Origin of the sequence: Streptomyces sp. NPDC051976 (assembly GCF_040680795.1) — a bacterium.
In the GTDB taxonomy this organism is placed as follows: Bacteria; Actinomycetota; Actinomycetes; order Streptomycetales; family Streptomycetaceae; genus Actinacidiphila.
Window position 1 is genome coordinate 335,469 of sequence record NZ_JBFAXL010000003.1, and the last position, 26,907, is coordinate 362,375.

At 71.7% G+C, this 26,907-nt stretch carries 29 protein-coding genes; 16 read left to right on the forward strand and 13 right to left on the reverse strand.

The genetic code is table 11. The features are described from left to right. Nucleotides 1–54 precede the first annotated feature (54 nt). Both AB0M29_RS05615 and AB0M29_RS05620 read left to right on the forward strand, forming a co-directional pair. Nucleotides 55–459: a PaaI family thioesterase gene (locus tag AB0M29_RS05615; protein ID WP_365379339.1), complete on the forward strand. Its 405-nt coding sequence runs from the start codon at nucleotides 55–57 to the stop codon at nucleotides 457–459. Then, on the forward strand, nucleotides 452–1,105 hold the full coding sequence (locus AB0M29_RS05620; RefSeq protein WP_365379341.1) for a TetR/AcrR family transcriptional regulator: 654 nt from the start codon (nucleotides 452–454) through the stop codon (nucleotides 1,103–1,105). Before AB0M29_RS05615 ends, AB0M29_RS05620 begins: the two co-directional genes overlap by 8 nt. Here the strand turns inward: AB0M29_RS05620 and AB0M29_RS05625 are convergent. Continuing rightward, entirely contained in the window at nucleotides 1,099–1,497 is a 399-nt protein-coding gene (locus AB0M29_RS05625) for a VOC family protein (protein WP_365379344.1), read from the reverse strand. The two genes, AB0M29_RS05620 and AB0M29_RS05625, sit on opposite strands and share 7 nt — an antisense overlap. Nucleotides 1,498–1,623: 126 nt before the next feature. Between AB0M29_RS05625 and AB0M29_RS05630 the strand changes: the two genes are divergently transcribed. Then, the gene (locus tag AB0M29_RS05630; protein ID WP_365379346.1) at nucleotides 1,624–2,640 is read left to right on the forward strand and encodes a WYL domain-containing protein; all 1,017 of its coding nucleotides are present in this window, start codon (nucleotides 1,624–1,626) and stop codon (nucleotides 2,638–2,640) included. Nucleotides 2,641–2,665: 25 nt separating this feature from the next. On the opposite strand, the gene AB0M29_RS05635 is transcribed toward AB0M29_RS05630, so the two are convergent. Next, a complete protein-coding gene (locus AB0M29_RS05635) occupies nucleotides 2,666–3,604 on the reverse strand; it encodes a hypothetical protein (protein WP_365379349.1) in 939 nt (312 codons plus the stop codon). A 331-nt stretch (nucleotides 3,605–3,935) separates the two neighbouring features. Between AB0M29_RS05635 and AB0M29_RS05640 the strand changes: the two genes are divergently transcribed. The 4 genes from AB0M29_RS05640 (at nucleotide 3,936) to AB0M29_RS05655 (ending at nucleotide 8,262) form a co-directional block, all read left to right on the forward strand. Continuing rightward, nucleotides 3,936–4,655 carry a trypsin-like serine protease gene (locus AB0M29_RS05640; RefSeq protein ID WP_365379352.1) on the forward strand — a complete coding sequence of 240 codons (720 nt, stop codon included), beginning with the start codon at nucleotides 3,936–3,938 and terminating at the stop codon, nucleotides 4,653–4,655. A gap of 111 nt (nucleotides 4,656–4,766) precedes the next feature. Further along, the gene (locus tag AB0M29_RS05645) at nucleotides 4,767–6,083 is read left to right on the forward strand and encodes a haloacid dehalogenase-like hydrolase (RefSeq protein WP_365379355.1); all 1,317 of its coding nucleotides are present in this window, start codon (nucleotides 4,767–4,769) and stop codon (nucleotides 6,081–6,083) included. A gap of 84 nt (nucleotides 6,084–6,167) precedes the next feature. Beyond that, entirely contained in the window at nucleotides 6,168–6,926 is a 759-nt protein-coding gene (locus AB0M29_RS05650; protein ID WP_365379357.1) for an HAD family acid phosphatase, read from the forward strand. Between the two features lie 79 nt (nucleotides 6,927–7,005). Next, nucleotides 7,006–8,262, forward strand: a complete 1,257-nt coding sequence (locus AB0M29_RS05655) for a S53 family peptidase (protein WP_365379359.1) — start codon at nucleotides 7,006–7,008, stop codon at nucleotides 8,260–8,262. Between the two features lie 89 nt (nucleotides 8,263–8,351). Here the strand turns inward: AB0M29_RS05655 and AB0M29_RS05660 are convergent, their stop codons facing one another. Continuing rightward, entirely contained in the window at nucleotides 8,352–8,633 is a 282-nt protein-coding gene (locus tag AB0M29_RS05660) for a helix-turn-helix transcriptional regulator (RefSeq protein WP_365379362.1), read from the reverse strand. 86 nt (nucleotides 8,634–8,719) lie between these two features. On the opposite strand from AB0M29_RS05660, the gene map reads away from it, so the two are divergent. The 3 genes from map to AB0M29_RS05675 all read left to right on the forward strand — a co-directional run bounded on the left by map (nucleotide 8,720) and on the right by AB0M29_RS05675 (nucleotide 12,902). Continuing rightward, on the forward strand, nucleotides 8,720–9,487 hold the full coding sequence (gene map, locus AB0M29_RS05665; protein ID WP_365379365.1) for a type I methionyl aminopeptidase: 768 nt from the start codon (nucleotides 8,720–8,722) through the stop codon (nucleotides 9,485–9,487). A 452-nt stretch (nucleotides 9,488–9,939) separates the two neighbouring features. Further along, nucleotides 9,940–11,820 (forward strand): arabinofuranosidase catalytic domain-containing protein, encoded by a 1,881-nt coding sequence (locus AB0M29_RS05670; protein ID WP_365379367.1) that lies wholly within the window; start codon nucleotides 9,940–9,942, stop codon nucleotides 11,818–11,820. Between the two features lie 266 nt (nucleotides 11,821–12,086). After that, nucleotides 12,087–12,902 carry a class I SAM-dependent methyltransferase gene (locus tag AB0M29_RS05675; RefSeq protein WP_365379370.1) on the forward strand — a complete coding sequence of 272 codons (816 nt, stop codon included), beginning with the start codon at nucleotides 12,087–12,089 and terminating at the stop codon, nucleotides 12,900–12,902. A gap of 39 nt (nucleotides 12,903–12,941) precedes the next feature. On the opposite strand, the gene AB0M29_RS05680 is transcribed toward AB0M29_RS05675, so the two are convergent. Both AB0M29_RS05680 and AB0M29_RS05685 read right to left on the reverse strand, forming a co-directional pair. Further along, nucleotides 12,942–14,087 carry an ABC transporter substrate-binding protein gene (locus AB0M29_RS05680; RefSeq protein ID WP_365379373.1) on the reverse strand — a complete coding sequence of 382 codons (1,146 nt, stop codon included), beginning with the start codon at nucleotides 14,085–14,087 and terminating at the stop codon, nucleotides 12,942–12,944. Then, nucleotides 14,087–14,515 (reverse strand): hypothetical protein, encoded by a 429-nt coding sequence (locus AB0M29_RS05685; protein WP_365379375.1) that lies wholly within the window; start codon nucleotides 14,513–14,515, stop codon nucleotides 14,087–14,089. Before AB0M29_RS05685 ends, AB0M29_RS05680 begins: the two co-directional genes overlap by 1 nt. Before the next feature lie 171 nt (nucleotides 14,516–14,686). Here AB0M29_RS05685 and AB0M29_RS05690 point away from each other — a divergent pair, with 171 nt between their 5' ends. The 3 genes from AB0M29_RS05690 to AB0M29_RS05700 are packed head-to-tail and all read left to right on the forward strand — an operon-like array spanning nucleotide 14,687 to nucleotide 15,699. Further along, entirely contained in the window at nucleotides 14,687–14,782 is a 96-nt protein-coding gene (locus AB0M29_RS05690; protein ID WP_365379377.1) for an LPXTG cell wall anchor domain-containing protein, read from the forward strand. Continuing rightward, nucleotides 14,775–15,392 (forward strand): RNA polymerase sigma factor, encoded by a 618-nt coding sequence (locus AB0M29_RS05695; RefSeq protein ID WP_365379380.1) that lies wholly within the window; start codon nucleotides 14,775–14,777, stop codon nucleotides 15,390–15,392. Before AB0M29_RS05690 ends, AB0M29_RS05695 begins: the two co-directional genes overlap by 8 nt. Further along, nucleotides 15,340–15,699 carry a hypothetical protein gene (locus AB0M29_RS05700; RefSeq protein WP_365379383.1) on the forward strand — a complete coding sequence of 120 codons (360 nt, stop codon included), beginning with the start codon at nucleotides 15,340–15,342 and terminating at the stop codon, nucleotides 15,697–15,699. The genes AB0M29_RS05695 and AB0M29_RS05700 overlap by 53 nt, the downstream gene beginning before the upstream one ends. A gap of 7 nt (nucleotides 15,700–15,706) precedes the next feature. On the opposite strand, the gene AB0M29_RS05705 is transcribed toward AB0M29_RS05700, so the two are convergent. From AB0M29_RS05705 to AB0M29_RS05740, 8 genes are all read right to left on the reverse strand, one after another. Further along, nucleotides 15,707–16,297, reverse strand: coding sequence for a snapalysin family zinc-dependent metalloprotease (locus tag AB0M29_RS05705; RefSeq protein ID WP_365379385.1), 591 nt, complete (start codon nucleotides 16,295–16,297; stop codon nucleotides 15,707–15,709). Nucleotides 16,298–16,506: 209 nt separating this feature from the next. Next, nucleotides 16,507–17,820, reverse strand: a complete 1,314-nt coding sequence (locus AB0M29_RS05710) for a copper amine oxidase (RefSeq protein ID WP_365379388.1) — start codon at nucleotides 17,818–17,820, stop codon at nucleotides 16,507–16,509. A gap of 20 nt (nucleotides 17,821–17,840) precedes the next feature. After that, nucleotides 17,841–18,674, reverse strand: coding sequence for a Tat pathway signal sequence domain protein (locus AB0M29_RS05715; RefSeq protein WP_365379390.1), 834 nt, complete (start codon nucleotides 18,672–18,674; stop codon nucleotides 17,841–17,843). Nucleotides 18,675–18,767: 93 nt separating this feature from the next. Continuing rightward, nucleotides 18,768–19,802, reverse strand: a complete 1,035-nt coding sequence (locus AB0M29_RS05720) for a S8 family serine peptidase (protein ID WP_365379393.1) — start codon at nucleotides 19,800–19,802, stop codon at nucleotides 18,768–18,770. Continuing rightward, nucleotides 19,777–20,040, reverse strand: a complete 264-nt coding sequence (locus AB0M29_RS05725) for a hypothetical protein (RefSeq protein WP_365379395.1) — start codon at nucleotides 20,038–20,040, stop codon at nucleotides 19,777–19,779. The genes AB0M29_RS05720 and AB0M29_RS05725 overlap by 26 nt, the downstream gene beginning before the upstream one ends. Before the next feature lie 28 nt (nucleotides 20,041–20,068). Continuing rightward, nucleotides 20,069–20,980, reverse strand: a complete 912-nt coding sequence (locus AB0M29_RS05730; protein ID WP_365379398.1) for a hypothetical protein — start codon at nucleotides 20,978–20,980, stop codon at nucleotides 20,069–20,071. Nucleotides 20,981–21,054: 74 nt separating this feature from the next. Continuing rightward, the gene (locus AB0M29_RS05735) at nucleotides 21,055–21,285 is read right to left on the reverse strand and encodes a hypothetical protein (RefSeq protein WP_365379401.1); all 231 of its coding nucleotides are present in this window, start codon (nucleotides 21,283–21,285) and stop codon (nucleotides 21,055–21,057) included. A 74-nt stretch (nucleotides 21,286–21,359) separates the two neighbouring features. Beyond that, nucleotides 21,360–21,947: a helix-turn-helix domain-containing protein gene (locus tag AB0M29_RS05740; RefSeq protein WP_365379403.1), complete on the reverse strand. Its 588-nt coding sequence runs from the start codon at nucleotides 21,945–21,947 to the stop codon at nucleotides 21,360–21,362. A gap of 97 nt (nucleotides 21,948–22,044) precedes the next feature. On the opposite strand from AB0M29_RS05740, the gene AB0M29_RS05745 reads away from it, so the two are divergent. The 3 genes from AB0M29_RS05745 (at nucleotide 22,045) to AB0M29_RS05755 (ending at nucleotide 26,828) form a co-directional block, all read left to right on the forward strand. Further along, a complete protein-coding gene (locus tag AB0M29_RS05745; RefSeq protein WP_365379405.1) occupies nucleotides 22,045–22,701 on the forward strand; it encodes an NAD(P)H-dependent oxidoreductase in 657 nt (218 codons plus the stop codon). Further along, nucleotides 22,698–23,015: a multidrug efflux SMR transporter gene (locus AB0M29_RS05750; protein WP_365379408.1), complete on the forward strand. Its 318-nt coding sequence runs from the start codon at nucleotides 22,698–22,700 to the stop codon at nucleotides 23,013–23,015. Before AB0M29_RS05745 ends, AB0M29_RS05750 begins: the two co-directional genes overlap by 4 nt. Before the next feature lie 219 nt (nucleotides 23,016–23,234). Continuing rightward, nucleotides 23,235–26,828, forward strand: a complete 3,594-nt coding sequence (locus AB0M29_RS05755) for a ricin-type beta-trefoil lectin domain protein (RefSeq protein WP_365379410.1) — start codon at nucleotides 23,235–23,237, stop codon at nucleotides 26,826–26,828. Nucleotides 26,829–26,907: the final 79 nt, after the last annotated feature.

The following is a 26,907-nucleotide window of genomic DNA, read 5'->3' on the forward strand; positions in this document are numbered from 1 at the left end:
GCTTCAGTAACTTGGCTCTGTTAACTTAACGTTGCCAAGTCGAGAGGCCGGAAGATGACGCTCACCGAGCAGGACATCCATACGCTGGTGCCGTTCGCCGGCACACTCGGAGTCCGCTTCGGATCCCTGCGAGCCGACGCGGTCACCGCGCGACTGCCGTACACCACCGAGCACTCCACGGTCGGCGAGGCGATGCACGGCGGGGCGCTGATGGGACTGGCCGACGTCGCGGGCGCCGTGTGCGCCACGCTGAACGGCTCCGGTGACACCCTCCCGGCGACGATGGAGTCGAGCACCCACTTCCTGCGTCCGGTGCACGGCGCCGGTGCGTTCGCGACCTCGCGCCCGCTCCATGTCGGCAGGTCGACGGTCGCGGTGGAGATCGACATCAGGGACGACGAGGACCGGCTCTGCGTCCGCGTCACCCAGCTCGTCGCCCTCAGGAAGGCCCATGGCTGAGGAGCCCGGCCGCATCTCGACCGACGGCCGCCGTCGCCGCGCCAAGCGTGGTGACGGCGGCCGACTGCGGGAGGAACTGCTCGCGGCGGCGGAGGCGCTGCTCGACGACGCGGGTGAGGACGCGGTGACCATCCGCGCGGTGGCACAGGCGGTCGGGGTCACCACTCCGGCGGTGTATCTGCACTTCGAGAACCGGTCGGCGCTGCTGCACACGGTGTGCCTCGGCGTCTGGGACGAACTCGACCGGGAGATGAGCGGTGCCGGTGACGGTGACGGTGACGGGACAGCGGACCCGCTCGCCGCGCTCGTCCGGCGCGGGTCCGCGTACATCAGGTTCGGACTCGCCCACCCGCTGCGCTACCGGCTGGTCGCCAGCGGGCCCGCGACCGCCGCCACCCGGCAGGTCGCCGACGCCTGCTTCCGGTTCCTGCGCGACACGGTGGGGCGATGCGTCGACGCCGGTGTCCTGGACGGCGACGTCAACGCGCTGACCCGGGCCGTCTGCGCCTGCCTGCACGGCGCGGTGTCCCTGCTGATCCTCCAGCCGGAGTCGGCCTGGCCGGACGACATCGCCCGGTACGCCGACGACGTCGCCACCGTCGCCGCCCGGGGCGCCGCCGCACTGTCCGGGACCGCGCGTCAGTGAGCGAACTTCTCCTTGGCGGCCGGGGTCACGGGGGTGAAGAAGTTGACGAGGTTGCCGTCCGGGTCGCGGAAGAGCAGCGAGCGGTTGCCCCAGGGCATCGTGGTGGGCTCGTTGACGAAGTCCGCCACGAAGTCGGCCAGGTCCTTGTGCAGCCGGTCCACGTCGTCGACGAGGAATTCGAGGATGACGCTGCGGTTGTCCGCCGGATGAGCGGCGCCTGGTGCGAACAGCGGGACCGTACGGGCACTGGCGATCGCCAGGGTGGCCGAGGGGGTGCGCAGCTCCGCGAAGTCCTCGTTGGACCAGGCCGCCCGCACCCCGGTGGCGCGCTCGTAGAAGTCCACGAGGCGGGCGACGTCGGCGGTGATGACACGGATCGAGAGGAAGTCCATGGGTTCTCTCCTGGTGGGTCGGCGCTGCTGACAGCAGCTCGGCGATGGCACGTCCTGTGCCTGTGCCACCCACGCTAGAAGCAATACCGGGCGGAATCCGCCCGGTATGTGCGGCAGACTTCCGGCATGGCCCGACCCACCGCCCGCGTCCTCGCCCTGCTGGAGCTCCTGCAGTCGGGCGGCCTGCGCACCGTGTCAGAACTGGCCGACCGGCTCGCCGTCGACGAGCGCACGGTGCGGCGGTACATCGACCACCTCGTCGACCTCGACGTGCCGGTCGAGTCGGTGCGCGGCCGCTACGGCGGCTACCGGCTGCGCCCCGGCTACCGCATGCCCCCGCTCATGCTGAGCGACGACGAGGCGCTCGCCGTCCTGCTGGGACTGGTCGCGGGGCGGCGCGCCGGTCTGACGACCGCCACGGGCACCGCCGGTGAGACGGCGGCCGCCAAGATCCGGCGCGTGCTGCCCGAGCGGCTGGGCCGCCGACTCGACGCGCTGCTCCACTCCCTGGCCTTCACCACCGCCGCCGGCACACCCGCCGAGCCCGCCGCCCCGGCGGCGGCGATCCTGCTGCCGATCGCCGACGCCGTCGACCACCACCGGCCGCTGTGGATCCGCTACACCGCGGCCGACGGCCGCCGCAGTGAACGCACCCTGCACCCGTCCGGTCTCGTCGCCCACGCGGGCCGGTGGTACCTGACCGCGGCGGAGCCCGCGATCGGCGCGGAAAGGATGTTCCGGCTGGACCGCATCACGGACGTGCGGATCCTCCCCGGCGCGTTCCCGCCCCCCGTGGGGGTCGATCCGGCCCAGCGCGTCCTGTCGGGGCTCGCCACCGCCCCGCACCGCCACGAGGTGACCTTGCGGGTACGGGGGTCGGCCGAGGAGATCCTGGCCCAACTGCCCCCGGGAACCGCAGTCGTGGCGGAGGCCGCGGGCGCGATCACGGACCCCGCCGCGGAGTCCGAACCGTGGTCACGCGTGGAGATGCGGGTGGAGCACCTCGACTGGCTGCCCGCCGTACTCGCCTCGCTGGACCGGCCGTTCGTCATCGAGCGCCCCGACGAACTCCGCGACCTCGTCGCCGCGCTCGCCGACCGGCTCGCCCACGCGGCACGGCGTCCGCGGACGGGACCTTCCTGAGGTCACTGCGGCCGGTCTCAATCCCTCAATCCCAGTCCCAGCGAATTCCGTACATTCCGGAGTCCAGATCGGACAGTGCCAGATGGGCGCTGTTGCTGTTGCCGATCCACAGCGGGCCAAGGCTCTGTTCCGGAGTTCCACGGCGGGGTGAGTAGAAACCCGCACAGCGGGCCGGGATCGCCGTCGGATGGAATGCGACCTCGATGACGAGGACGGCGGCCGGACGGTAGAGGGAGTGCCGGGTGTGGCACTGCGGGCTGGCCTCGGGAGATTCGCTGTACGAGAGGTATTCCACGGTCGCGGTGTCGCCGGTGTTGAGCACCCGGTCGAGAATGAACTCCGCGACGGTGTAACCCGTTTCGGAATCGGTGCGGACACGCCCGAGGCGCGCGGCGTGGATCGCCTCGAAATGCGTGGCGGAACCGTCGGTGTGCATCACGGCGATGATCCGGTCGACGCCGTCGCTCTCGGCACGCACCACCTTCTGGACCCGGGTGTGGCCGAAAGTACGGTCTGCGGTGACGTGTTCGTGCAGATGGGCGTAGACCGTCGAGACCGCCCAGAGCGAGCGACGCGCGTCCTTCTCCAGATGCGTCAGCGTCTTGTCGAGACTGACCGCGTGGGGCCACAGCGAGCCCGTCGGCAGCGGGGTGGACGGCGCCGCCCAGCGGCCGCGCGAACGCCGTGGGCCGAGCAGGGTCATCAGGGTGTTGGGCGGCAGCGCGAGGATCTCCTCCAGCAGGTCGACCGCCCGCAGCGAGTCGGCGCGCTCCGGGCGGTGGCTGCCGCGCTGCCAGTAACTCAGCGCCGCCGCGCTGACGTTGACGCCGTGGTCGGCCAGTTTGCTGCTGATCCGGTGGAGGCTGAGTCCGCTGTCCTCGATCGCGGAGCGCAGTACATCGCTGAACAGCCCTGTGTGCAGGTTCCGTTCGCTCTCGGAAAGGGGCCGACGTCTCTCAGGCATGGGGGCTTCCTGACGTGCGTGGGGGTGACACGACCAATAGTGGAACAGCCTGACCGCGAAGGGAGAACGCGGGGGCTCGATGGTGGTTCCGGTCCCTCGGACCTGTCAAGTTTCCCAACTGAACGAAAAGGCATTGGGAGGCTTCCGACCTGCCACGCAAGGAGGTACGGCGCCGCCTTCAAGGGAGTCAACTCCCCTGCTGAGAAGCCTTGACCCGGTTGTCCCGGGCGCCGCTACATTCATCCGCAGTCGGCCGGGGAAAGGCCGGGCGTCCTCCTCCGCCGGTTTTCCCCGCACCTTCACCCTCACCGTCCGACGAAGGGAATCCCCCATGCCCAAAACCGCTCTCACCCTCGGCGCCGCCGCGGCCCTGGCACTGACGCTCGGGGCCGGCGCGCAGATAGCCGCCGCCCACCCGGCGGCCCCCGCCCGTACGGCGCAGGCCGCGCAACCCGAGATCATCGGCGGGCAGTACGACAGCGCGCCCTGGTCGGCCGACGTCCACTACACCAAGGGCGGCAGCGGCAGCATCTGCTCGGGCGCGATCATCGCGGCGCAGTGGGTGCTGACGGCGGGCCACTGCTCGGGCGACGACGAGGTCGTCTATGTGGGCGCCCAGAAGGAGAAGACCGGCACCGAGGGCAAGGTCGACAAGAAGTACACGGACCCGAACACCAAGGGCGACCTGCTTCTGCTGCACCTGTCCAAGCCCATCAAGACCACATATCTCGCCCTGGGCAGCGGCAACCCGTCCACCGGCTCCACCGTGCAGATCTGGGGCTGGGGCGACACCGAGCAGGGCGGCAGCCACTCCGACCGCCTCAAGTCCGGTCACATGAAGGTCAACGGCACCAACTGCACGGACGTGCAGGGCGGTCCGGCGCTCTGCCTGGTGAAGGGTCCTGACATCTCGGCCAAGGGCGACTCGGGCGGACCCGCCTTGTACGACGGCAAGGAAGTGGCCCTCGACAGCCGCGGTGACGACACGACGAAGTCGTACGCGGAGATCGCGCCGCACCTGTCCTGGCTCAAGAAGACCGCGGGCCTGTGACCTGAGCGCGCACCGCCGCCCGGGGCCGCGTCCCACGAGGTACGCGCCCGGGCGGCATCCCGCCCCCCCCAACTCCCGCACGAGACAACCCCGTCACGAAGGGCGGCAGCGATGCCCGTACCCCCGGTCGTCCGCAGCAGGCGCCGCACCCGGCTGACCTGCCTCGCGCTGGCCCTGCTGGCGACCGCCTTCGCCCCGGCGAGCGCGTCCGCCGCACCTGACAACCCGTCACCACGGCACCCCTGCGCCACCCTCAGCGACTCCCCCGCGTGGTACGGCACCAACCGGGCGCGCATCCAGCAGGTCGTCGACCTGTACGCGCCCTGCGGCGCGGCGCCGACTCGGGCCCGCCGTACGGCACTTGGCGGCACGACCCCGGTCGCCGTCTTCGACTGGGACAACACGGTCGTCAAGAACGACGTGGGCGACGCACTCCTGTACTGGGTGCTGCGCGAGGACAAGGTGCTGCACCCCGCCGACTGGTCGTCCCTGAACAGCTACCTCACCCCAGCGGCGGACCGTGCGCTCAGCACCGCCTGCGACGCGTCGGCGGCGGTCGGGGAGCCGCTGCCGACGGCGACCGACACCGGCTGCGCCGACGAGATCTACGCGGTCTACCACAACGCGACCACCGGCGGCGAGAAGGCGTTCGCCGGGTACGACCACCGCCTGATGTCCCCCGGTTCCGCATGGGTCGCCGAACTGCTCACCGGGCACACCGCCGCCGAGATCGCCTCCTACGCGGAACGCGCCCGGGCGCAGAACCTGGCCGCCCCCGTCGGCACCACCCAGCAGGTGGGCAGCCACCACGTCACGGGCTGGATCCGCTACTACGCCGAACAGCGCGACCTCATCCACACCCTCACCCGCGACGGCTACGCGGTCTGGGTCGCCAGCGCCTCCCCGCAGATCGACGTCCAGGTCTGGGCGGCCGGTCTCGGCATCCCGCCCGACCGCGTACTCGGCATCCAGAGCCTGTACGCGCACGGCCGCCAGACCCCGCACCTGCGCGGGTGCGGCGACATCCCGGACGGCGCCGACTCGGTGCTCACCTATGTGAGCGGCAAGCGGTGCTTCGTCAACCAGGACGTCTTCGGCATCCACGGCGCGGCGGCGTTCCGGCCCGCGCCGCCGGGCAGGCACGCGGTGCTGGCGGCCGGTGACTCGGCCACCGACGTGGTCTTCGTCGGCGACGCGATCGGCGTCCGCCTGGCGGTCAACCGCAACGCCCCCGAGCTGATGTGCCGCGCGTACGACGACGCGGACGGCAGGTGGCTGGTCAACCCCATGTTCCTGCAGCCCCTTCCGCGGCGCGCCACCCCGTACCCCTGCTCGACCACCGGTTACACCAACCCGGACGGCAGCCCGGGCCCGGTGCGCCGCGACGACGGAAGCATCGTCCCCGACCAGGCCGACACCGTCTTCTGACCGTCGGTCCCACCCTCCCTTCCCCCGAGGAGCACTGTGAGAACTCGCCCGAGAACCGCCTCGTCGACGGCGGTCAGGACGGCCGTGGCAGCGGCCCTGAGCGCGGTCCTGGCCGGCGCCGGCGCGGCCGCCGCGGACAGCGGCGCCACGACACCGCCGCCCGACTACCAGCGGGTCGGCCACGAGCCGCGCAACCTCGACCAGCTCAAGATCCAGATCACCACGTACTACCACGACACCAAGGACTCCTCGGGCCACCACCACATCGGCCCCGGCAGCCAGTGGGCCGCGGACGTCTCCGCGCAGATCGGCAAAGCCAAGACCTACCTGGAGTGGCGCCTGGCCCACCACGCACCGAAGACACCGGCCATCATGCTGGACATCGACGACACGTCCCTGTCCACCTACCCGGTCAGCGCCGACTACGACTTCGGCGGCGGCGCGGACGCGTCGGCGGCGGACGCGAAGGCCAACGCGGACAACACGTACCCCGTCATCCAGCCGACGCTGGACCTCGCCCACTGGGCCCACGACCACGGCGTGAAGGTCGTGTTCATCACCGGCCGGCACGACGAACTCACCACGGTCACCCGCAACCAGCTCACCGGCCTCGGCTTCCCGATCGACGGTCTCTATCTCCGCCCGCGCAGCAACCCGCCGGTCTACCTGCCCTGCGGCACCACCTGCACGGCCACCCCGTTCAAGTCCGGCACCCGCAATTACCTTGAGCAGAGCCAGGGTTACGACTTCGTCGAGGCCATCGGCGACCAGGTGAGCGACTACGCGGGCGGCTACGACGACCGCGGCTTCAAGCTGCCGAACCCCATGTACAACATCCCCTGATCCGCCGGGCGCACCGCCACACTCCTCCCCAACCATCACTTTGGCATGCCCACATCACACTCCTCCCAAAGGAACATGCATGAGCAAGCACGCCTACCACCGCCCCAGAGCCGCGCTGTCGGCGCTCGGCGTCGCCGCGCTGGCCGCCACGACGCTCGCCGTGGCCACCTCGGCCCATGCGGGCCCGGCCCACCACACGGTGGCCGCACCGCGGCTGACATGGCATCAGCTCTGCGCGATACCGTCCACCACCGTGGCGTCCTGCGACGTCCTGAAGGTGGACAACCCCACCGAGCACGTGCGCAGCCTCGGCGTCACCCCTGACGCCACGCCGTCCGGCTACGGCCCCGCCGACCTGCGCAGCGCGTACGACCTGCCCGCCAACGGCGGTTCCGGCCAGACCGTCGCGGTCATCGACGCGTACGACGACCCGGACGCCGCCGGCGACCTGGCGACGTACCGCAAGCAGTACGGCCTGCCCGCCTGCACCACCGCCAACGGCTGCTTCAAGAAGGTCAACTCCTCGGGAAAGACCAGCCCGTTGCCCCCCAAGGCCAGCGCCAACCAGGGCGCGGAGGACTCCCTCGACCTCGACCTGGTCTCCGCGGTCGCCCCCAACGCCAAGATCCTCTTCGTGGAGGCGACGAAGGGCGGCGTCTCCGAGATGGGCGCCGCCGTCAACGAGGCCGTCAAGCTCGGCGCCAAGTTCGTCTCCAACAGCTACATCTGGAAGGAGAGTTCGTCCGACCCGACCTACGACAAGGACTACTACGACCACCCCGGGGTCGCCGTGGTCGCGGGCAGCGGCGACTGGAACTACTCCTGGGGCGTCGGCTACCCCTCCAGCTCCCCCTACGTCACCTCGGTCGGCGGCACCGACCTGGTCAGGTCCTCCGACGGGCGCGGCTGGAGCGAGACCGTCTGGAACACCAAGCCCGGTGAGGGCACCGGATCCGGCTGCTCCGCCTACGAGGCCAAGCCGTCGTGGCAGAAGGACACCGGCTGCTCCAAGCGCATGACCGCCGACGTCGCCGCCGTCTCCGACCCCGCCCACGGCCTCGCGGTCTACGACAGCTACCAGGAAAAGGGCTGGGACGTCTTCGGCGGCACCAGCGCCGCCACCCCCATCATCACCGGCATCTACGCGGACGCGGGCACCCCGCCCTCCGGCTCCCACCCCAGCTCCTTCCCCTACTCCCACACCACCGCACTCAACGACATCACCACCGGCAACAACGGCACCTGCTCCCCCGCCTACCTCTGCTCAGCCGAACCCGGCTACGACGGCCCCACCGGCCTCGGCACCCCCAACGGCACCACGGCCTTCCACAACTAACCGCCCCAGACCCCGCCCCGCCGCGCCCCCGCCCGGCGGGGCACCCCCACGCCCCGAACACCCCCACTCACCCGTCGGCCCCCGACCCCTCAAGCCGACCGCACCTCACCACCCTCGCGGTCGTCGCCCTCCTCCGCACACGCCGCGGCAAGCACGTCAAGCGACAACCCGAGCGCGTGCGCCAGCGCGGCAACCGTGAAGAAGGCCGGAGTAGGCGCCCGCCCCGTCTCAATCTTGCGGAGCGTCTCCGCGGACACCCCGGCCGCCGCAGCGACCTCGACCATGCTGCGGTCACCCCGGGCCGTCCGCAGCAGAACCCCGAAGCGCTCACCCCGCCGCCGCTCCTGCGGGCTCAAAGGAACTCTCACCATGCCCGTGATACTAATACCGGTATAAGTATTGGGCAGCACCGCAGCGCACACAGCAGAAGCACGAACAGCACAAGGAGCCCCGCACCATGGTCGAGATCAAGACCGACACAGCCCTGGAGTCGATGCGCGAAGCCGGCCGCGTAGTGGCCCAGGCCCTCGCGGCCGCACGCGAGACCGCAGCCGTCGGGGTGCGCCTGCGAGAACTGGACGAGGCCGCGCACACCGTCCTGACCAAGGCCGGAGCCCGCTCCCCATTCCTGGGCTACCGGCCCGCCTTCGCCCCGACCCCCTTCCCCGCGGTGATCTGCGCGTCCGTCAACGACGCCGTCGTCCACGGCATCCCTAACGACTACCGCCTGCGCGACGGCGACCTGGTGAGCATCGACTGCGGCGCCGAACTGGACGGCTGGACCGGCGACGCCGCGATCAGCTTCACCGTCGGCACCGCCCGCCCCGCCGACGTCGCACTCATCGCCGCCACCCAGCAGGCGCTGGACGCCGGAATAGCCGCCGCCACGGTCGGCCACCGTATCGGCGACATCGCCTATGCCATCAGCACCGTGGCCCGCGAGGCGGCCTGCGGCATGCCGTCCGACTTCGGCGGCCACGGCATCGGCCGCCGTATGCACGAGGACCCGCACGTGCCCAATTTCGGACGCCCGGGGCGCGGCTTCCCGCTGCGCCACGGTCTCACCCTCGCCATCGAGCCGATGCTCATGGCGGGAGGCCACAACGACTACCGCACCGATCCCGACGGATGGACGCTGCGCACGATCGACGGCAGCCGCGCCGCACACATCGAGCACACCGTCGCCATCACCGACGACGGCCCCCGCATCCTCACGCTGCTCTGACCTCCCCCGTCCCCCTCACCGGGAGCACACCGCCGACCTCCGTGTACAACGATGTAGAACATCCACCAAGTTCTCACCCCCGCCCCACGCGGGCAACCCCTGGAGAACCATCGGCCGAGCGCCTCGTACGCACCTTCCACCCGCACCGGAATATCCGCACGGCGACGCCTCACCCACCCGAAGGCGCGTATCCCAGCGCCCAATAGCACCTGATCACAGCGCTAATGACAGGCCGTCACCCAGCCCGCCCAGGTGCGGTCAGCCACCCTACGGCAGCGGGGAATCACCGCTGCCGTAGGCATGGACACAACACAAACACTGTGCTGTCATCTTGATGCCCGGCTTTACATCGTTGAGCAGATCGGTTCTCCCCCCAGCTCCCTTCCCCCACTCGTCAGGAGCTCGAGATGCAAAGACGCAGATCAACCTCCGCAGGTACGGTCGACGGCGCGGTGAACGCGCCACGCCTGGCCAGGCGGCGGACCCGATGGTCCCGCTGGTCCCGCCGGTCCCGGTGGTCGGTGCTGTCCGCGCTGGCGACCGCCGCCGTACTGCTGGGCGCGCTGATCGGCCTGCCGGGTACGGCGCAGGCCGCCGGTTCGCTGCCCTGTGACATCTACGGTTCCGCGGGCACCCCCTGTGTGGCCGCGCACAGCACAGTGCGCGCCCTGTTCTCCTCGTACAACGGCCCGCTGTACCAGGTCACGCGCGCCTCGGACGGGGCGCGCGCGGACATCGGACTGCTGGCCCAGGGCGGGTACGCCAACGCCCAGCAGCAGGACCAGTTCTGTGCGAACACGACGTGCCAGATCAGCAAGGTCTACGACCAGAGCGCGCGCCACAACGACCTGGCGATCAGCCCGTCGGGGACCGCGGGCGCCGCGGACCGCGGCGCGGACGCGAGCGAACTCGCCGTCACCGCGGGCGGTCACAAGGTGTACGGCATCTGGATCTCGCCCGGTGTCGGTTACCGCTATGTCGGCGCGGCCTCCGGTGTCGCCGTCAACGGCCAGGCGGAGGGCGCCTACATGGTCGCCAGCGGCACCCACGTCGGCTCGGACTGCTGCTTCGACTACGGCAACGCCGAGAGCACCCCGGCCGACACTGGCAACGGCCACATGGACGCCGTCTCCATCGCGACCACCTGCTACTTCCAGCCGTGTTCCGGCTCGGGCCCGTGGATCGAGGCCGACATGGAGAACGGCATGTTCCAGGGCGACAACGGCTCCAACACCGCGAACAAGGGCAACAACAGCCCGTTCGTGACCGCCGTGTTGAAGAACGACGGGCAGACGACGTACGCCCTCAAGGGCGGCAACTCCCAGTCCGGCGGGCTGTCGACCTGGTGGAGCGGCGGACTGCCGACACGCGGCGGCTACCGGCCGATGCACCAGGAGGGCGGCATCATCCTGGGCACCGGCGGTGACAACAGCAACCGCAACATGGGTACGTTCTTCGAGGGTGTGATGGTCTCGGGCTACCCGAGCGACGCCGCCGAGAACGCGGTCCAGGCCAACGTCGTCTCCGTCGGCTACGCGGGCGAGACCAATGTGCCCAACGGCCCGCAGGGCACGATCACCGGGCCCGGCGGCCAGTGCGTGGACGTCGCGGCCGACGACACCGGCACCAACGGCACCGCCGTCCAGCTGTGGAACTGCCAGACCTACGCCGAGGACCAGCACTGGCGGCACAACGCCGACGACTCGCTGAGCACGATCGGCCGCTGCCTCGACATCAACGGCAACGGCACCGCCGCGGGCACCCAGGTCGAACTGTGGGACTGCAACGGCGTCGGCGGCCAGAAGTGGGTGCAGCGCTCCGACGGGTCGCTGTTCAACCCGCAGTCCGGCCGCTGTCTGGACTCCCCCAACGGCAACACCGGCAACGGCACCCGGCTGCAGATCTGGGACTGCAACGGCTCGGCCGCCCAGAAGTTCTCGGTCAACGGCGGCGGCCCCGCCGTCGGCCCGGCCGCCAAGTGCGTGGACGTGGCGGCCGACGACACGGGCACCAACGGCACCGCCGTCCAGCTCTGGGACTGCCAGAACTGGGCGGTGGACCAGCACTGGTACCACAACAGCAACGGCTCGCTGCGGACCCTGGGCCGCTGCCTCGACATCAACGGCAGCGGCACCGCCGCGGGCACCCAGGTCGAGCTGTGGGACTGCAACGGCGCCGGCGGCCAGAACTGGGTCCAGCAGGGCGACGGCTCGCTGCTCAACCCTCAGTCCGGCCGCTGCCTCGACGACCCGAGCGGCAACACCGCCAACGGCACCCGGCTGCAGATCTGGGACTGCAACGGCAGCGCGGCCCAGAAGTTCGCGCTGACGTGAGGTGACATGACACGAGGTGACGCCGGGTGAGGTGACACCGGATGAACCGCGGGCGCGGCACTCCGCACGGTGCCGCGCCCGCTTCCCCGTGTCGATCTGATGGGCCGCCAGGTACGGCGTGCCGCTCGGCCGTGCGGGCCGCCGCCGGTGGAGGATGGGAACGGCGGCCGGGCTCGGGACGGGCCGCCGAGCACCGCCCCCGCGTGAAGAGGTCCGGCCATGAGACTCACCGACATCCGCACCCTCACCGCCGCGCCGACCGTACGGTGACGCCGGACGCGCGGGACACGCCCGGTGGCGGCCGCTACGGCCAGGACGTCTTCCGTCCGGAACAGGCGGGCGAGGGCGAGCGCATCGACTTCGGCGCCCTCGCCTACGACGACATCACGATGGCACGGCTCCGGGCTCTCGGCGCCGGCCCCGGCTGGCGCTGCCTCGACGTCGGTGCCGGTACGGGCACGGTCTCCCGCCGGCTCCTCGCCGAGGCCGATGTGGCGAGCGTGCTCGCCGTGGACCGCGACGGCCGCTTCCTGCGCGCCCGCCCCGTGCCCGGCCTCGACGTCCTGGAAGCCGACATCACCGACCCCGGCTTCGCGCCCGGCCGCTTCCACCTCGTCCACGCCCGCTTCGTCCTGATGCACCTGCCCGAACGCGAGCGCGTCATCACGGCGTTGGCCGAATTCGTCGAGCCCGGCGGTGTGCTCGTCCTCAGCGACGCGGTCGACCTCTCCGGCGACCGTACGCCCGCCACGCCGTACGACACCGCGATGCGCGCGATGTGGCAGGGCCTGCACGCCACCATCGGCACCGACGTCACCTGGGTCCCCACCTACCCCCGCCTGCTCCGCGCGGCGGGCCTCACCTCCGTCGCCGCCGAACTCCATGTGCCCCCGCTGATCCCCGGCAGCCCCATCAGCCGCTTCTGGGCCGACACCTGGGACCGCGGCCGGGCGGCGATGCTCGCCACCGGCCTGGTCGACGACGCCGCCGTCGACCAGGCGATCGGCTACCTGGCCTCCGACGAGTGCGCCGCCCTGTCCGCCGGGATGCTCACCGCTTGGGGGCGCAGGCCCGAGTCGTAAATGTGAGGTCGTGGAAGACCACGGTGCCGGGACGATCTCTCATGCGCCGCCGTCGACGCGGGCGGCGCTGACGGCGCCACTGGTGAGGTGGTACTTGGCGACGATCTGCCGGTACGTACCGTCGTCGATGACGGCGTCCAGGGCCGCTTTGAGGGCTCGGCGGAGCTGGGCGTCCTGCTTGCCGACGGCGAAGCCGTACGGGGCGGGATCGATCTGTCGGCCGACGATCGCGAGGCGGGAGTTCGGTTGCCTGGCGACGTAGTCGGCCGAGGGAAAGTCCGTGAAGGACGCGTCCGCGACCCCGATGCGGACGCTTTCCAGCGCCTCCACGGGGCTGCTGTCGGCCACGGTCTGCACCGGGGCACCCGCGCAGTCCCCGGCCGTGAGCGAAGCGGCGGCCGTGGTGCCTGTCACGACGGCGACCCTCTTGCCGCACAGGTCCGCGATGGAGTCGATGTGGCCGGGGTTGGCCGCCGGTACGGTGACCACCGACCCGGCGGTGAGGTACTCGACGAAGTCGACGTACCGCCCGCGGGCCGCCGTCACGGTGAGCCCCGCGGCCGCGACGTCGACACGCCCATTCATCACCTCCTGGACAAGGGAGCCGCGGTCCGTGGAGGCGAAGTCGACCTCGACGCCCAACTCCCGTCCGAGCGCCCGCAGAAGGTCGGGGTCCAGTCCCGTCGGTGCGCCGCCGGACAGGGACACCATCGGAGCCTGGTCCGTCGTCCCGACGATGATCTTCCCGGCGTGCTGGATACGAGAGGGGAGCAGGTGGAACAGCGCACCCTGGGTCGCGGGGGCGACGTGGTGGGAGCCGCGGAACGGGCGGACGCCTGTCATGACGATCGCCAGCGCCGCCGCCGCGCATGTCGCGGCCAGCAGCAAGGCGGGCCACGCGTGCAGTCGCGGTCGCGGGGGCGCTGCCAGGGCCTGAGGAGGGCCGAGCAGGTCCAGCTCGTGGTCCGGCGGGACGGGCGCCGTCCAGCCGTGCACGACCTGCAACGGCTGGCGGGCCGCCGGTCGCGCCGCGGGCGGCAGCGGTACGCCGAGTACCGCGGCGACACAGCGCCGGGCCAGGCTGTGCCCCCCGCGCGGCCGGGGCCCCACGGGCGCCGCCCCGCCGGAGTGCCGGATGCCGAGCACCGAGGCGACCGTGCGCCTCGCGACGCCCCGGGGCGCCATCAGCCCGTGCCCTCCTGGTCCGGGACACCGGCGAGCCGCGGCGGTTCGGGCGCGGTGCCGGTGACGGCGGCCGGGCGCGCCGTGCCGGTGACGGCCTCGCTGACGCTCTGGACGCGGCCCAGTTGGGTGAGCAGCGCAGGTGCGGAGATGCCGACGGCGATCGCCGCGTAAGCGCCGGTGATCTGTCCCGACAGGCCGAACATCGCGGCGCCCGCGGCGCCCAGGGCCATGTGGAAGGCCGTCGCGACACTGTCGGGCACCGGGTCGAGGTACTCCGTCAGACGAGGCAGGGCGCGGTCCCGGGCGTCGGGGGTTCTGCGGAGGTCGCGGCGGGCCACCTGCCAGGCCACGACCTGGTTGTACGCGTCGACCAGGCCGCGCAGCGACCCACCCGCGGCGCCCAGCGCCAGTAACCCCGTCGTGTCCACACCGCCCCCTCGATGCAGGAGCGTAGTGGGTGTATCAGCCCGTACGGGACCAAAGGCGTAAAGTCCGACCGCGGCTCACACCACTTCGGGCGCAGGCGGAATCCTTTCGGCGGGTCGGCGCCTCCTATACATGTCCCGGCACACGCCGGGACGGAGACGAGGAGGACCTCCATGCTCATCGCTATCGCCGTCGCCGCCGGGGCCGTGCTGCTCTGCACATGCGGCTTCGTGGTCCTGCGCAGGCGAAAGCAGGCGGCGCGTGGCTGACAAGTCCTGGCCCGACGACCAGGTGGTCGCCGCCGCCCAGAGCGGTGACGTGGAGTCGATGACCGCGTTGGTGTCGGGTTCTCACCCGAACGTGCGGCGCTTCGCCCGCTCGCTCTGCGCGACCCCCGAGGACGCCGAGGACGCGGCGCAGGAAGCCCTGATCATCCTCTACCGCAAGATCGGGATGCTCCGGGCGAGCGGGGCGCTGGCGTCGTGGATGTTCCGTGTCGTCCGCAACGAGTGCCTGCGGCGGGCGCGGGCGGTACGGGCCCACGCGCCCGTGCCCGACGCCGATGTGCCCGATACCGCCGTGCTGTCGGCCGAGGACGAGGTGCTGCGGCGGATCGAGGCGGCCACCGTGGCGGCCGCCATCGCCGCACTGCCCGCCGAGCAGCGGGTCGTGCTGGTCATGCGGGACGTCCAGGGCCACAGCGGGCGCGTGGTCTGCGAGGCGCTCGGCCTGACCACCGCCGCGATGAAGTCCCGCCTGCACCGGGCCCGTACCGCCGTGCAGCAGTCACTCCGTACCCCGTCACAAGCCGCACCCGGAGACACCCATGACGACGACCAAGGCCGCTGCCGTGGCCCCGCCCACAGCCCTCGGGCCTGACTTCGCGAGTACGTCCCTGCCCCGTCATCTGGCCCGTGGCGTGGTGGGGTTCGGCGGGCTGATCGGCTCGGTCGCGCTGATCCCGGCCGTCGGCCCGGTCAGCCTGCTGCTTCTGCCGGTCGGCGCGCTGGCGCTGCGCGCCTGCCCGATGTGCTGGACCATCGGGCTGATCCAGACCGTCTCGCGCGGCCGGATGCGGCGCAGTTGCGAGGACGGCCACTGCACGCTCACCGTCGCGGGCCGGGACGACGAGCGGCGCCCGGCCGCGGTGCCGCGGACCGGACGCACTGCCCGTCGAGGACGCTGACGAACCGTCAGCGGGAGGAGGTGGTCACCGCGCCGGACCAGATGTCGATGACGATCTGGCGGGTGTTCGGGCGGATCGCGCCCCTGCGGCCCGCGTAGTTGCGGTCGACCCGCGCCGCCTCGGTCGCGTTCGGCTTGGCGTTGGTGCAGGAGGTGCCGGGGCCGTGGCCCGACATGATCTCCGAGCAGGGGCCGCTGTAGTGGTCGGGCAGCCCGAGGATGTGCCCGGTCTCGTGCGCCGCGATACGGGTCATGTCGTAGCCCTCGTCCACCGCCTGCTGCCCCAGCTGCACCTCGCCGCTGCCGCCGGGGAAGATCGGCCCGAGTGTCGTCTGGGGCCAGCCGTCGGTGGCCTCGTAGACATAGTCGGCCGCGCCCGGCGAACTCGCGGGCTGGAGGTGCACGTTGTGCACCGCCGCGTTCCAGTTCGCCACTCCTTGCCTGACGGCGGCCGCCCACGGCCCCGCCTGGCTGGCGTCGTAGGTGAGGGTGACCACCGATGAGGCCGCTTTCGGCGCGGACTGCGCCGACGCGAGACCGGACGTGGTGCCCAGCATGGCCGGGATCAGCGCCGCCACGGCGACAATTCGCTTGATCATGAGACTCGTGTGCCTCCTCGGCATCAGTTACCCCGTGAGGCACAAGAGCACCACAGAGGCCACGGCCTCACAAGCATTCAGGCGTCGTCAGTTGCCCAAACGTAGGGAAATCCCTATGCGCTGACGGCACGACAGCGGCCGAACCGGTCGAAAGAGCCGCGCCCCGCCCGGGATGTGCCGGACGGGGCGCGGAGCCGGGGCGGTGGGGATCAGTGGCCCTGGCCGTTGTTGCCGGAGAGGGCGTCGGGGGTGAGCGGGCTCATCGCCGTGACGTCGCGCGGCGCGAGCTGGAAGCCCTGCCAGTGGATGGGCATCGGGGTCTGGTCCTCGTCGCGCGGGATGTGGTGGAAGCCCACGTTGACCCACATCACCGGGTGGGTGAGTGTCTCGCCGTTGGTCCACTTGTCGACCGACGTGCCGCGCCCGGCGCACGCGGGGTCGCTGTTGCCGCTGGCCATCTGCTCACATGCGCGGTACTCGGTGAAGTACACGTCCTTGGAGGTGTAGGCGTGGGCGTCGTAGTGGTCCGAGTGCTGCTGTACGAGCTCCCAGGACCGCGGGTGCTGGTCGGTGTTCTTGCCCGCCGTGGACACCACGCGCCACCAGCGGCGCAGCGCGGAGGTGGCGGCCAGTTCCTTGGTGACGTCCGTCCGGGTGGTCTTCAGGATCGCCGAGCCGGTGCCGTGTCCCGCCTCCTTGGTGTCGTACTGCTCGACCTTGGCCTTGGACGAGCCGTCCATGTCGAAGTCCAGCCGCCAGAAGACGGAGTGGTAGTGGCTGGTGGCCCGGTCGTGGTCGCCCTTGCCGATCGGCCAGCCGGTGCCCTGGCCGCTGTAGTCGCTGGGCGACAGGTCCCCGGTGGCGCCTACCTTGGCCGTGACGGTCCCGTCGTCGGAGAAGTTCCACTGGGTCACGTACTCGTACCAGCCGAGCTGGGAGACGGAGAAGACCACCAGGTCGCTGCCCTGCGCGGTGTACTTCTTCGGGTTTCCGTGGGTGTCGACGTCGTCGTTGCGGTACGCGTAGCCGTGCGGCGCGGTGGTGACGCACAGCGCCTTGACGTTCCGCTCCTGCGAGGGGACGTACGCCGAGCTGATGGCGCCGCCGGGGCACTCGGCGGGGCTGATGTCGACGGCGGTGTTGCCGAAGCCGATGTCGGAGAGGTCGTTGTACTCCACCGTCCCCGAGTCGTAGGGGACGTTGACCTGGGCGAGTGCCGCCGAGGCCAGCACGGTGATGGGCTTGGGCTCCTTCCTGGGCTGGTAGGCGATCTTCTCCAGGACCAGTCCCCTGGTGCCGCTGATCCGCCAGCACATGGTCCACTTGGTGCCGCTGGGCAGCGTCTTGGTGATCGGCCGCGCGGTGCCGCAGGGGGCGGGTGCGGGGGTCGACCGCTTTGTCGAGGCGGGGGCCGTGCGCGGGGCGGCCGCGGCGCTGCCGCTCATGGCCCCGGTGAACACGGCGGGCAGCAGCAGGAGCGCCGAGGCCGCGCCGATCGCGCGGCGGACGTTGAGGATGTGCATGGTTGCCTGGTTCTCCGCTCTCAGTGGATCCGGCCGACGGTGTGGTCGCTGAGGTCGATGACGTAGTCCGTGGTGTCGATCCAGGGACCGTTCTTCGCCTGTGTGAACAGCCGGACGCAGCGGTTCCTGCCGCACTTGTCCAGGCCGGCCGGCGCGGACTGCTCGCCGGTGTTGAAGGACAGGCCGCGCAGCCTGAGCTGGTCGGGCGAGGTGAGGTCCTGCCCCTTGGTGGCGGCCTTGAAGTCGGTGCGCAGGCCCTTGCCGAGCGGGTCCTTGATGAGCAGCGCGGCGGCCTGCCGGGTCTCGTCGTTGGACGGCGGCGGCTGGACGCCGGTCGCCGTGTCGGTGTGCTCCACCGTGCCGGTGGCGAGGTTGACGGTCTGCTTCACGAGCTGGTCGTGCCCGTAGTCGTAGAACAGCACCTCGACGCGGCGCGGCGCGTCGGAGGTGGCGTCCGGTGTGTCCACCAGATCGGTGTCCAGGTACTCCGCGCCCTGCGCGCCTTCCGCGGTGCGAAGGCCGCGCGGTGTGCCGTGCTGCAGTGCGGTGGTCGCGATGGTCCGCGCGCGGTCGACCTCGGCCTTGGTCAGGGGCCCGATCCCGGTCTGCGTTCCTTGCGGTGCGTCGTTCTCGGTCACGGCGTTGCCGCCCGTGCCGCTCTGTCCCGTCGACGACGCCGGTGTGGCGCCCGCGGTGGTGTCGCTGTGCGCCGAGGCACCCCTCGGCAGTGTGACGGCGACCATCGCCGCGGTGGCCGCGACGGCTATGCCCGCGCCCCACAGCACCCGCCTGAGCGTGCGTGCCCTCGCTCCGTCCTGTTGCCCGGAGCGGTGGTCTTCCCCCTGCTCTGTCACCTGTGACTCCCCTGTGTGTTGTGCGGTCACAGATGCAGATGCGGTCTCGGCCCTCGGGGTTGTCCCGGTTTCGTCACACCCGTGCGTCCTCCGTCACGTCAACGGGCTTACGTGGAGGCCGCGTTCGGCGGACGCGAGATGCGTGTACGCGGACCACGCGTCCAGCAGCGGGGGTACGACGGTGCGGCGGGCGGCGGGGCGGCCGTGCAGCAGTGCGGCGCGGACGGCGGCGGGCGGGGCGGCGGGGAAGAGGGAGATCAGGAGCGCGGCGGCGCCGGTGACGAAGGGCGCGGCGGCGCTGGTGCCCGTCACCGTGAAGGGGCGGCCGTCCACGCGTCCGGTGACGCGGTCGCCGGGGGCGCCGATGCCTCGGGTGCCGATCGAGCCGCCCAGGTTCGACAGGCCCATGGGGCGGCCCGCGCGGTCGTAGGCGATCACCGGGATCGTCCAGGGGTGCTGGGTGAGGGCGGAGGTGCGCAGCGCGCTCTGGTTCCCCGCGGCGACGACCACCAGGGTGCCGCGGGCGGCGGCGTGGTCGAGCGCCTCCGTCAGCTCCCGGTGGTCGGGCAGGGTGGCGGCGGGTCGTGCCAGGGCGACGCTCAGGTTGAGCACCCGGGCTCCGGCGTCCACGCACCGCACGACGGCCGCGGCGAGTTCGCCCACCCGGGCGGCGGGACCCGCGTCGGCCACCGGACGGGCGGCGCCACCCGACCGCCCGGCGGCGAAGACCGGGTGCGCGAGCAGCGTGCAGCCAGGGCAGATCCCGGGCACCGCCGACGACCGGCTCGCGCTCAACAGCCCCGCCACGAAGGTGCCGTGCGGGCACGCGGCGCCACCGGCCATGCCGTCGCAAGTCCCGGCGCCGCGTGTCGGCCCCTCGCACCCCGCCTGTCCCCCACCCGGCGCCTCCTCCGGCCCCGGCAGAAAGCGCACCCTCCGCCCGGCGAACTCCGGGCCGCCCAGCGCCACGGCGCCGTCGACCACAGCCACCGCGACCCGGGCGCTGCCCGCGCCGAGCGCCATGAGCGGCGGCAGCCCGACCAGGTCCAGCGGGCCCGGCGGGCGTGTTCCGACGCGTGCCGCGTCGGCCGGGTCGGCCGGGTCAGCCGAGGACGCCGCTGTCGTCACAACCGGCCATGCACTCGGTCGTGCACGTGCGGCACCGGCTGCCCGTGGGGTTGTGCAGGCAGGGGCCGATGCACGCGCCCCGGCACTCCAGGGCGCACAGACTGCTCTCTGTCGGGAACGACTGCGGCACGATCCCCGCGCTTGCCGCCGCGGTGCCGTCGCCGTACCGCGACGGGCGGTAGTGCCCGCTCGTCCGGTACACGGTCGTCTCGGCACTGAAGCCGGGAATGGTCATCATCCGTCAACTCCGTTCTGCTGCCGCGTTTTCAACGGTCGTAGTACGCCGAGAGCTTGTTCACCAGGAAGGGGAACTCCCCTGTGACGTCGACGCGTACGAAGTACTTCTGCGTGACATCGGTCCTGCGGCTGGTGTACGCGAACAGGACGTCGACGATGCTGCGCGAGCCGCTCAGCCGGGAGTCACGGAACTCGACGGCGCTCAGGGCGGATTCGTCGGCGAACTCCTCGACCGCCTTCTCGTAGATCCGCGGATAGCGGACCGCGAGGTAGTTCAGGGCGCGGTGTTCGTCGCTGTCACCCGCGTTGTCGCCGATCTGGATGACCCGGCGCAGGAGTTCCTGCGAGGCGGACTCGAAACGGTCGGCGGAGAGGTTGTCCGGCCGGTCGATGGCCGCGATCAACTCCCGGCTGTCGAAGGAGTAGATCTGGTCGAACGCCACCATGGGCAGCGTCAGGCCGTTGCAGAGATCCGGCGGGGCGAGCGGGCCGCGCAGCCCGATGACGAGATCGAGGTCGCCCTCGGCCGGGTCCGGGCGCAGCGCGTCCACCAGCAGGGCGAAGTCACCGCTGTCGCGCGGCCGGAGCAGATACGTCTCGATGCCCTGCACGCTCAGCACGTAGCACAACTGCCGGGCGAGATAACGGTTCTCGGGCTGCGCCACCGCCTGGACGACGGCCTCACGGTCGGTCAGCCCGGCCGACTGCGACCGCCCCACGATCTGGGCGATCTCCTTCTCGACCGACAGGCTCGGCAGCCGGAAGTCGATCTGGCCGAGCACGTACACGTACTGCGGGGCCGCCGCCATCTGACCCGCGGCGCCGCACGCGCAGCCGCCCTCATGGTGCGCGGGAGCGTACGGGGCGGTGGCGCGGTCGTCGGGCACGGGCGACTCGTCCTCGTCGGCCGGCAGGGCGAGTTCTACGGATTCCTGCTCCATCAGACTCCTCCAGCGAGAAGGCGCGAAGATTCGGGAGAGGTGAGGGGAAAGGAAAAAGGCGGACTGACGCCGCGTCACGTGCCGGAACGCGGCCGCCGCGGGGAGAGCACCATCCTCCGGTTGAGCGCTGTCGCCCGCCGGTCGCAGCCGCCGCACGGCCTCTTCACGCCCAGCGTGTACGTCACGCGCTTGACGGCGTCCCCGAGCCCGATGTCGTCGTCGGCCACGAATCCGGGAATCCGCACACGCCGCGGCCGGACCTCGCCACCCCGTCCCGTGCCGTCCGGCTTCTCGTTGCTGGGCATTGCCACTCACTCCTGCCCGTGGACGTAATTCCATCGTGCGCCGTCTCACCCGGGTCGGCATCCGGGGAACGCGGCTACGCGCCGCCGGACAGCCCCTGGGTGCCCGGCCCGAGCACCCCTCGGGCGAGAAGTGCCAGCGCCGCCTTGACGTTCTCCGGGTCCGTCCCGCGCTCGCGCTGGTGGGTGAACACCTCGGGGGCCAGCGGCGCGAGCAGCACGTCGCACAGGGCGTCGACTTCGGCCACGCCCGCCTCCCGCAGCAGTGCGCGCACATGGAGCCGCCAGAAGCCGTACGCGCCCGTGGCGTAGCGCGCGGGCCCGGTCTCGGCGCCGAGCGCCAGGTCGATGTGCTGGTCGAGCAGATCGGTCATCGCCGCGTAGAAGGCCGCGAGCCGTTCGGACGGCGGCGCTCCGGGTCCCAACGGCGGCGGACCCTGCATCAACTGCTCTTGCAGCGCGCGCTCGTGCTCATCGAGCAGGGCCGTCGCGATGGACGCCGTGTCGGGGTAGCGGCGGTAGAGCGTGCCACGGCCGACGCCCGCCTCCTTGGCGATGTCCCCCATCGTCACCGTGCGCGGGTCGCGCTCGGCGAAGAGCCGCCGGGCGGCGTCGAGAACCTTGGCCCGGTTCCTGGCGGCGTCCACCCGCTCTCGCTGCGTCATGGGACCACCGTAACGACCAAGTGGACAGAGTGTCCACTTGTGTGCCACGGTGTAAGTGGACACGGTGTCCGCTTACACTCCAGGGAGGGGATTCCCCATGGCCGCACTGCTCCACCTCGACGCGAGCGCCCGGCGCGCGTCCTTCAGCCGCGAGCTGGGCGAGGCGTTCGCGACGGCCTGGCGGGCCGCGCACCCGGACGGCAGCTACGTGCACCGCGACCTCGCCGCCACCCCGGTCCCGCACATCGGCGAGGCGTGGACGGAGCTGTGCGACCACGTCCTCGCGCACCAGATCACCGACATCGGCCGGTACAAGGAGGCGGTGAGGACGCCGGAGCAGGAGGCGGCCTGGGCGGTGGTCGAGCCGCTGCTCGCCGAACTCGTCGCCGCGGACGTCGTCCTCATATCGGCGCCGATGTACAACTACTCCATTCCGTCCGCGCTCAAGGCGTGGCTGGATCAGGTCACCTTCCCGCGCATGTCCCTGGCGGGCCGGAAGTTCGTCGTCGTCGGCGCCCGGGGCGGCGCGTACGGGCCGGGGATGCCGCGCGAGCCGTACGACCACCACGAGCGCTATCTGCGCCACTTCTTCGCGGGCCACTACCGCGTCGAGGGCGACGACGCCGTGTTCCTCACCACCGAACTGGTCAACTCCCTCATCGATCCGGCGCTCACCGAGCACCGCCCGGAGCACGAGCGGTCCCGCGCGGCGGCGCTGGCGGCGGCCCGTTCCCTGGGAGGCGGACTCCGATGACCTGGGCGGTGCTGATCGCCGCGGGGCTGGTGGAGGTCGCCTGGTCGCAGAGCATCAAGCCCACCGACGGCTTCACCCGGCCGCTGCCGACACTGCTCTGCCTGGTCCTGATGATGGGCGCGGTCTACCTGCTGTCGAAGTCCATGGAGACCCTGCCCGTCGGGACGGCCTACGCGGTCTTCACCGGGATCGGCGCCATCGGCGCGATCACCCTGGGGATCGTGGTCCACAAGGATCCCGTGTCCCTGGGCCGGCTGGCGGCGGTCGCGCTGATCGTCGGCGGCGTCCTGCTGGCCCGCGCCACGGCGTCCTAACGGCGCCGTGGCGGCGCCCGCGGCGGGTCCGCGGCGGTCCGCGGCGGCGCACCGGCAGCAGGCCCGGAATTGGCCGACCGAGTGCGTGGACATGACACACGCGGGTGTGCTCTCATGCCCGAGACACGCTTGTACGACGTTGTAAAGGCGTTCGCGGGTGCGTCAGGACCGTGGCGCCCTGTCCCCGGGCCCAGCAGCAGACATGACCAGGAGGCGCAGGTGGACCCCACACCACTTCGTATCCCCGCACCGTTACGCAGGGCGAGCGGCGGCGCGTCGGTCCGCCGCCGCTCCCCGCGCCCCACCACGGCCAGGAGGCTGCTCGCGGCCGTCGCCGGTCTCGGCCTGCTGGCCGCGCTGTCCGTGGCCGGCGTCGTCTCGGCGCCGGCGGCCTCGGCCGCGTCGGCCGTCGTGCTCGACGGCAACGCCCGCTTCGAGGTGCTGACACCCACGCTGGTGCGGCTGGAGTACGCGGGCGACGGCGTCTTCCAGGACGCGACGACGTTCAACGCCGTCAACCGCGCGTTCTCCGTGCCGAGTTACACCACCGACGTCACCTCCGACGGCTACCGCGAGATCAGGACCAGCGGGCTGAGCCTGCGTTACAAGCAGGGCAGCGGGCCGTTCACCGCGGCGAACCTGTCGGTCACCCTGACCGGTACCGGGGTCACCGCGCAGCCCGACTTCCCGTCGCTCTGCCCGTACGGCGCCTCCTGCGAGGCGGAGAACGGCCAGTTCAGCGGGCAGGCGGCGGTCGCGTACGACCACACCGGGCACAACGGCTCGGGTTTCGTGGCCGGTTACCAGGGCACCGGCAGCGGCTTCTCGCAGGATGTCGCGCTGGTCCCGGCCGCCGGTGACTACCGGCTGTGGGTGCGCTACTCCAACGCGGCGGGCGGCACCGGCAGTCTGTCCACCCGGGTCGGCGGCGCGTCGGGCCCGGCACTCGGCCTCGCCCCGACGGCGAGCTGGAACGACTGGGCGGTCACCTCGGTCACCGTCAGCCTCAAGGCGGGCAGCAACTCCCTTGCCCTGGTCCAGAACGCGGGCGACACCGGCAAGGTCAACATCGACAGCATCGGTGTCACACCGCTGTCGGCGACGTCGTACCCGCCCGCCGCGACCGGTCTCCCCACCACCGGCTACGGCGCGGGTCCGACCGGCCAGCTCGGCGGCTGGTCGCGGTCGCTCGACAACCCGGGAACGCTTCCGGTGCCGGAGCACCCGGGCATCCTGGACCGCGGCGGCTGGTACCTGATGGACGACACCCGCACCGCGCTGCTCAGCGGCGGACACACCGTCACCGACCGTCCCTCGCACGGCAACCAGCCCTACGAGGACGGCTACTTCTTCGGCTACGGCCAGAACTACCGGCAGGGCCTCGCCGATCTCCACGCGCTCACCGGCCCCACCGCGCTGCTGCCCGAGTCGGCGTACGGCGTCTGGTACTCGCGCTACTACCCGTACACCACCGCCGACTACCAGAACACCGTGCTGCCCGCGTTCCGCGCGAACTTCACCCCGCTCGACTGGCTGGTGGTGGACACCGACTGGAAGGCGCCCAGTCAGTGGAACGGCTGGAACTGGAACCCCGCGCTCTTCCCCGACCCGCAAGCGTTCCTGGACTGGACGAAGCAGCAGGGCCTCTCGGTGTCGATGAACATCCACACCTCCGTCCAGAGCGACGACCCGAAGTTCGCCGCCGCCAACGCGCAGGGCGGTGGGCTGCCCCGCGAAGGCACCAGCAGCACCTACGACTTCGACTGGTCCAACCCCAACCAGCTGGCCGCCTACCTCTCCCTGCACCAGCCGTTCGAGCAGCAGGGCGTACGCGAGTGGTGGCTGGACTACTGCACCGGCTGCGGCGCGTCGACCGCCTCCGACCCGCAGGTCGCGCCCGACAACCTGATCAACCAGGCGTACGCCGACGACGCCGCCGCCAAGGGCCTGCGCGGCTTCTCCTTCGCCCGCATCGGCGGCTCGCAGCACGGCAGCGACGACGGCAACTACCCGATCGGGCCGTGGTCGGAGCGGCGCAACTCGCTCCAGTTCACCGGTGACACCCCGGCCACCTGGGACATGCTCGCCTTCGAGGCGCGGTTCACCCCGGACGAGGCGGCGGCCGGGCTCAGCCATGTCAGCGACGACATCGGCAGCTTCCACGGCAACCACCTGGCCGACGACCTGTACGTCCGCTGGATGCAGTTGGGCGCCTTCCAGCCGATCGACCGGATGCACTCCGACCACGGGGACCGGCTGCCCTGGAACTACACCGGCGCGGCGTCCTCCGCCGCGGCCTCCTTCCTGCGGCTGCGCGAGTCCCTCGTCCCGTACACCTACACGCTGGCGCAAGCGGCGAGCACCACCGGCGTGCCCATCGTCCGGCCGCTCTACCTCGACAGCCCCGGCGAGGCCGCCGCGTACACCAACCCCGGCGAGTACCTGTACGGCGACAACGTCCTGGTCGCGCCGATCACCTCGCCCAATGACGCGAACGGCAACGGCTCGGTGTCCGTGTGGTTCCCGCCCGGCACCTGGACGGACTACTTCACCGGCCGCACGTACACCGGTCCCGGCACCGCCACGGTCACCGACCCGCTCTCGCGGATGCCGGTCTTCCTCAAGGCGGGCGGCATCCTGCCGACCCGCACCGACTACACCGACAACCAGGGCCAGAGCCCGCTGACCAGGCTGACGGTGAACGTGCCCGCGGGCGCCGACGGCTCCTTCACCCTCTACCAGGACGCGGGCGAGGGCACCGGGTACCGCGGCGGCCAGTCCACGGCCGCGCCGCTGTCCTGGAAGGACGCCTCCCGCACGCTCACCATCGGCGCGCAGACCGGCTCCTACCCCGGCGCCCCGACCGCGCGCGCCTACACGTTGCGGCTGTCGAACTCCGACGCACCCACCGCGGTGTCCGTCGACGGCGTCCAGATCCCCGAGACCGGCTGGTCGTGGAACGCCAACCGCCGCACGGTCACCGTCACCACCGCGTCGCTGCCGCTGTCGTCCTCGCACACCGTCTCGCTGTCGGGGTCCGCCACGGCCAACCCCGCGACCGGCGAGACACTCGGCGTCGGCGGACTCTGCCTGGACGTACGCGGCGGTCTCACCGCCGACGGCACCCCGATCCAGGTCTACGGCTGCAACCACAGCGCGGCCCAGCAGGTCGCCCACCAAGGCGACGGCACGCTACGGCAGTTGGGCAAATGCCTGACCGTCACCGGCAACGCCACCGCCAACCACTCACCCGTCTCCCTGGCTACCTGCGCCGGCCTCGGCTCCCAGACCTGGACGCACCGCGCCGACGGGTCGCTCGTCAACACCGCCTCCGGCCGGTGCCTCGACGTACCCGACGGCAACACCACGCCTGGCGCCGTACAACTGCAGATCTACGACTGCGACGGCGACGCCGCCCAGCAGTGGCAGCTGCCTCCCGGGCCGATCACCGGGCCCGGCGGGCTGTGCGCCGACATCGCCGACGCCGACCCGGCGTCCGCCACCCCGTCCCAGCTCTGGAGCTGCAACGGCAGCGACGCCCAGCGCTGGTCGGCGCCCGGCGACGGCACCCTGCGCACCTTCGGCAAGTGCCTGGACGTCGCGCACGGCGGCACCGCGAACTCCACTCCCGTCCAGCTCTGGGACTGCAACGGCTCCGCCGCGCAAGCGTGGACGAGCCGCCCGGACGGCACGCTCTTCAACCCCTCCTCCGGGCGCTGCCTGGACGACCCGAACAACAACCGGACGGCCGGGGACCGCCTGCAGATCTACGACTGCAACACGAGCGCAGCCCAGAAGTTCACCCTCTCCTGAGCGGTCGGGCCCCGGGCACGCGCGGTCCCCGGGCCCCCCCCCCCCCGCCAGACACGGGGGGCCGCCCCCGGTAACCCCC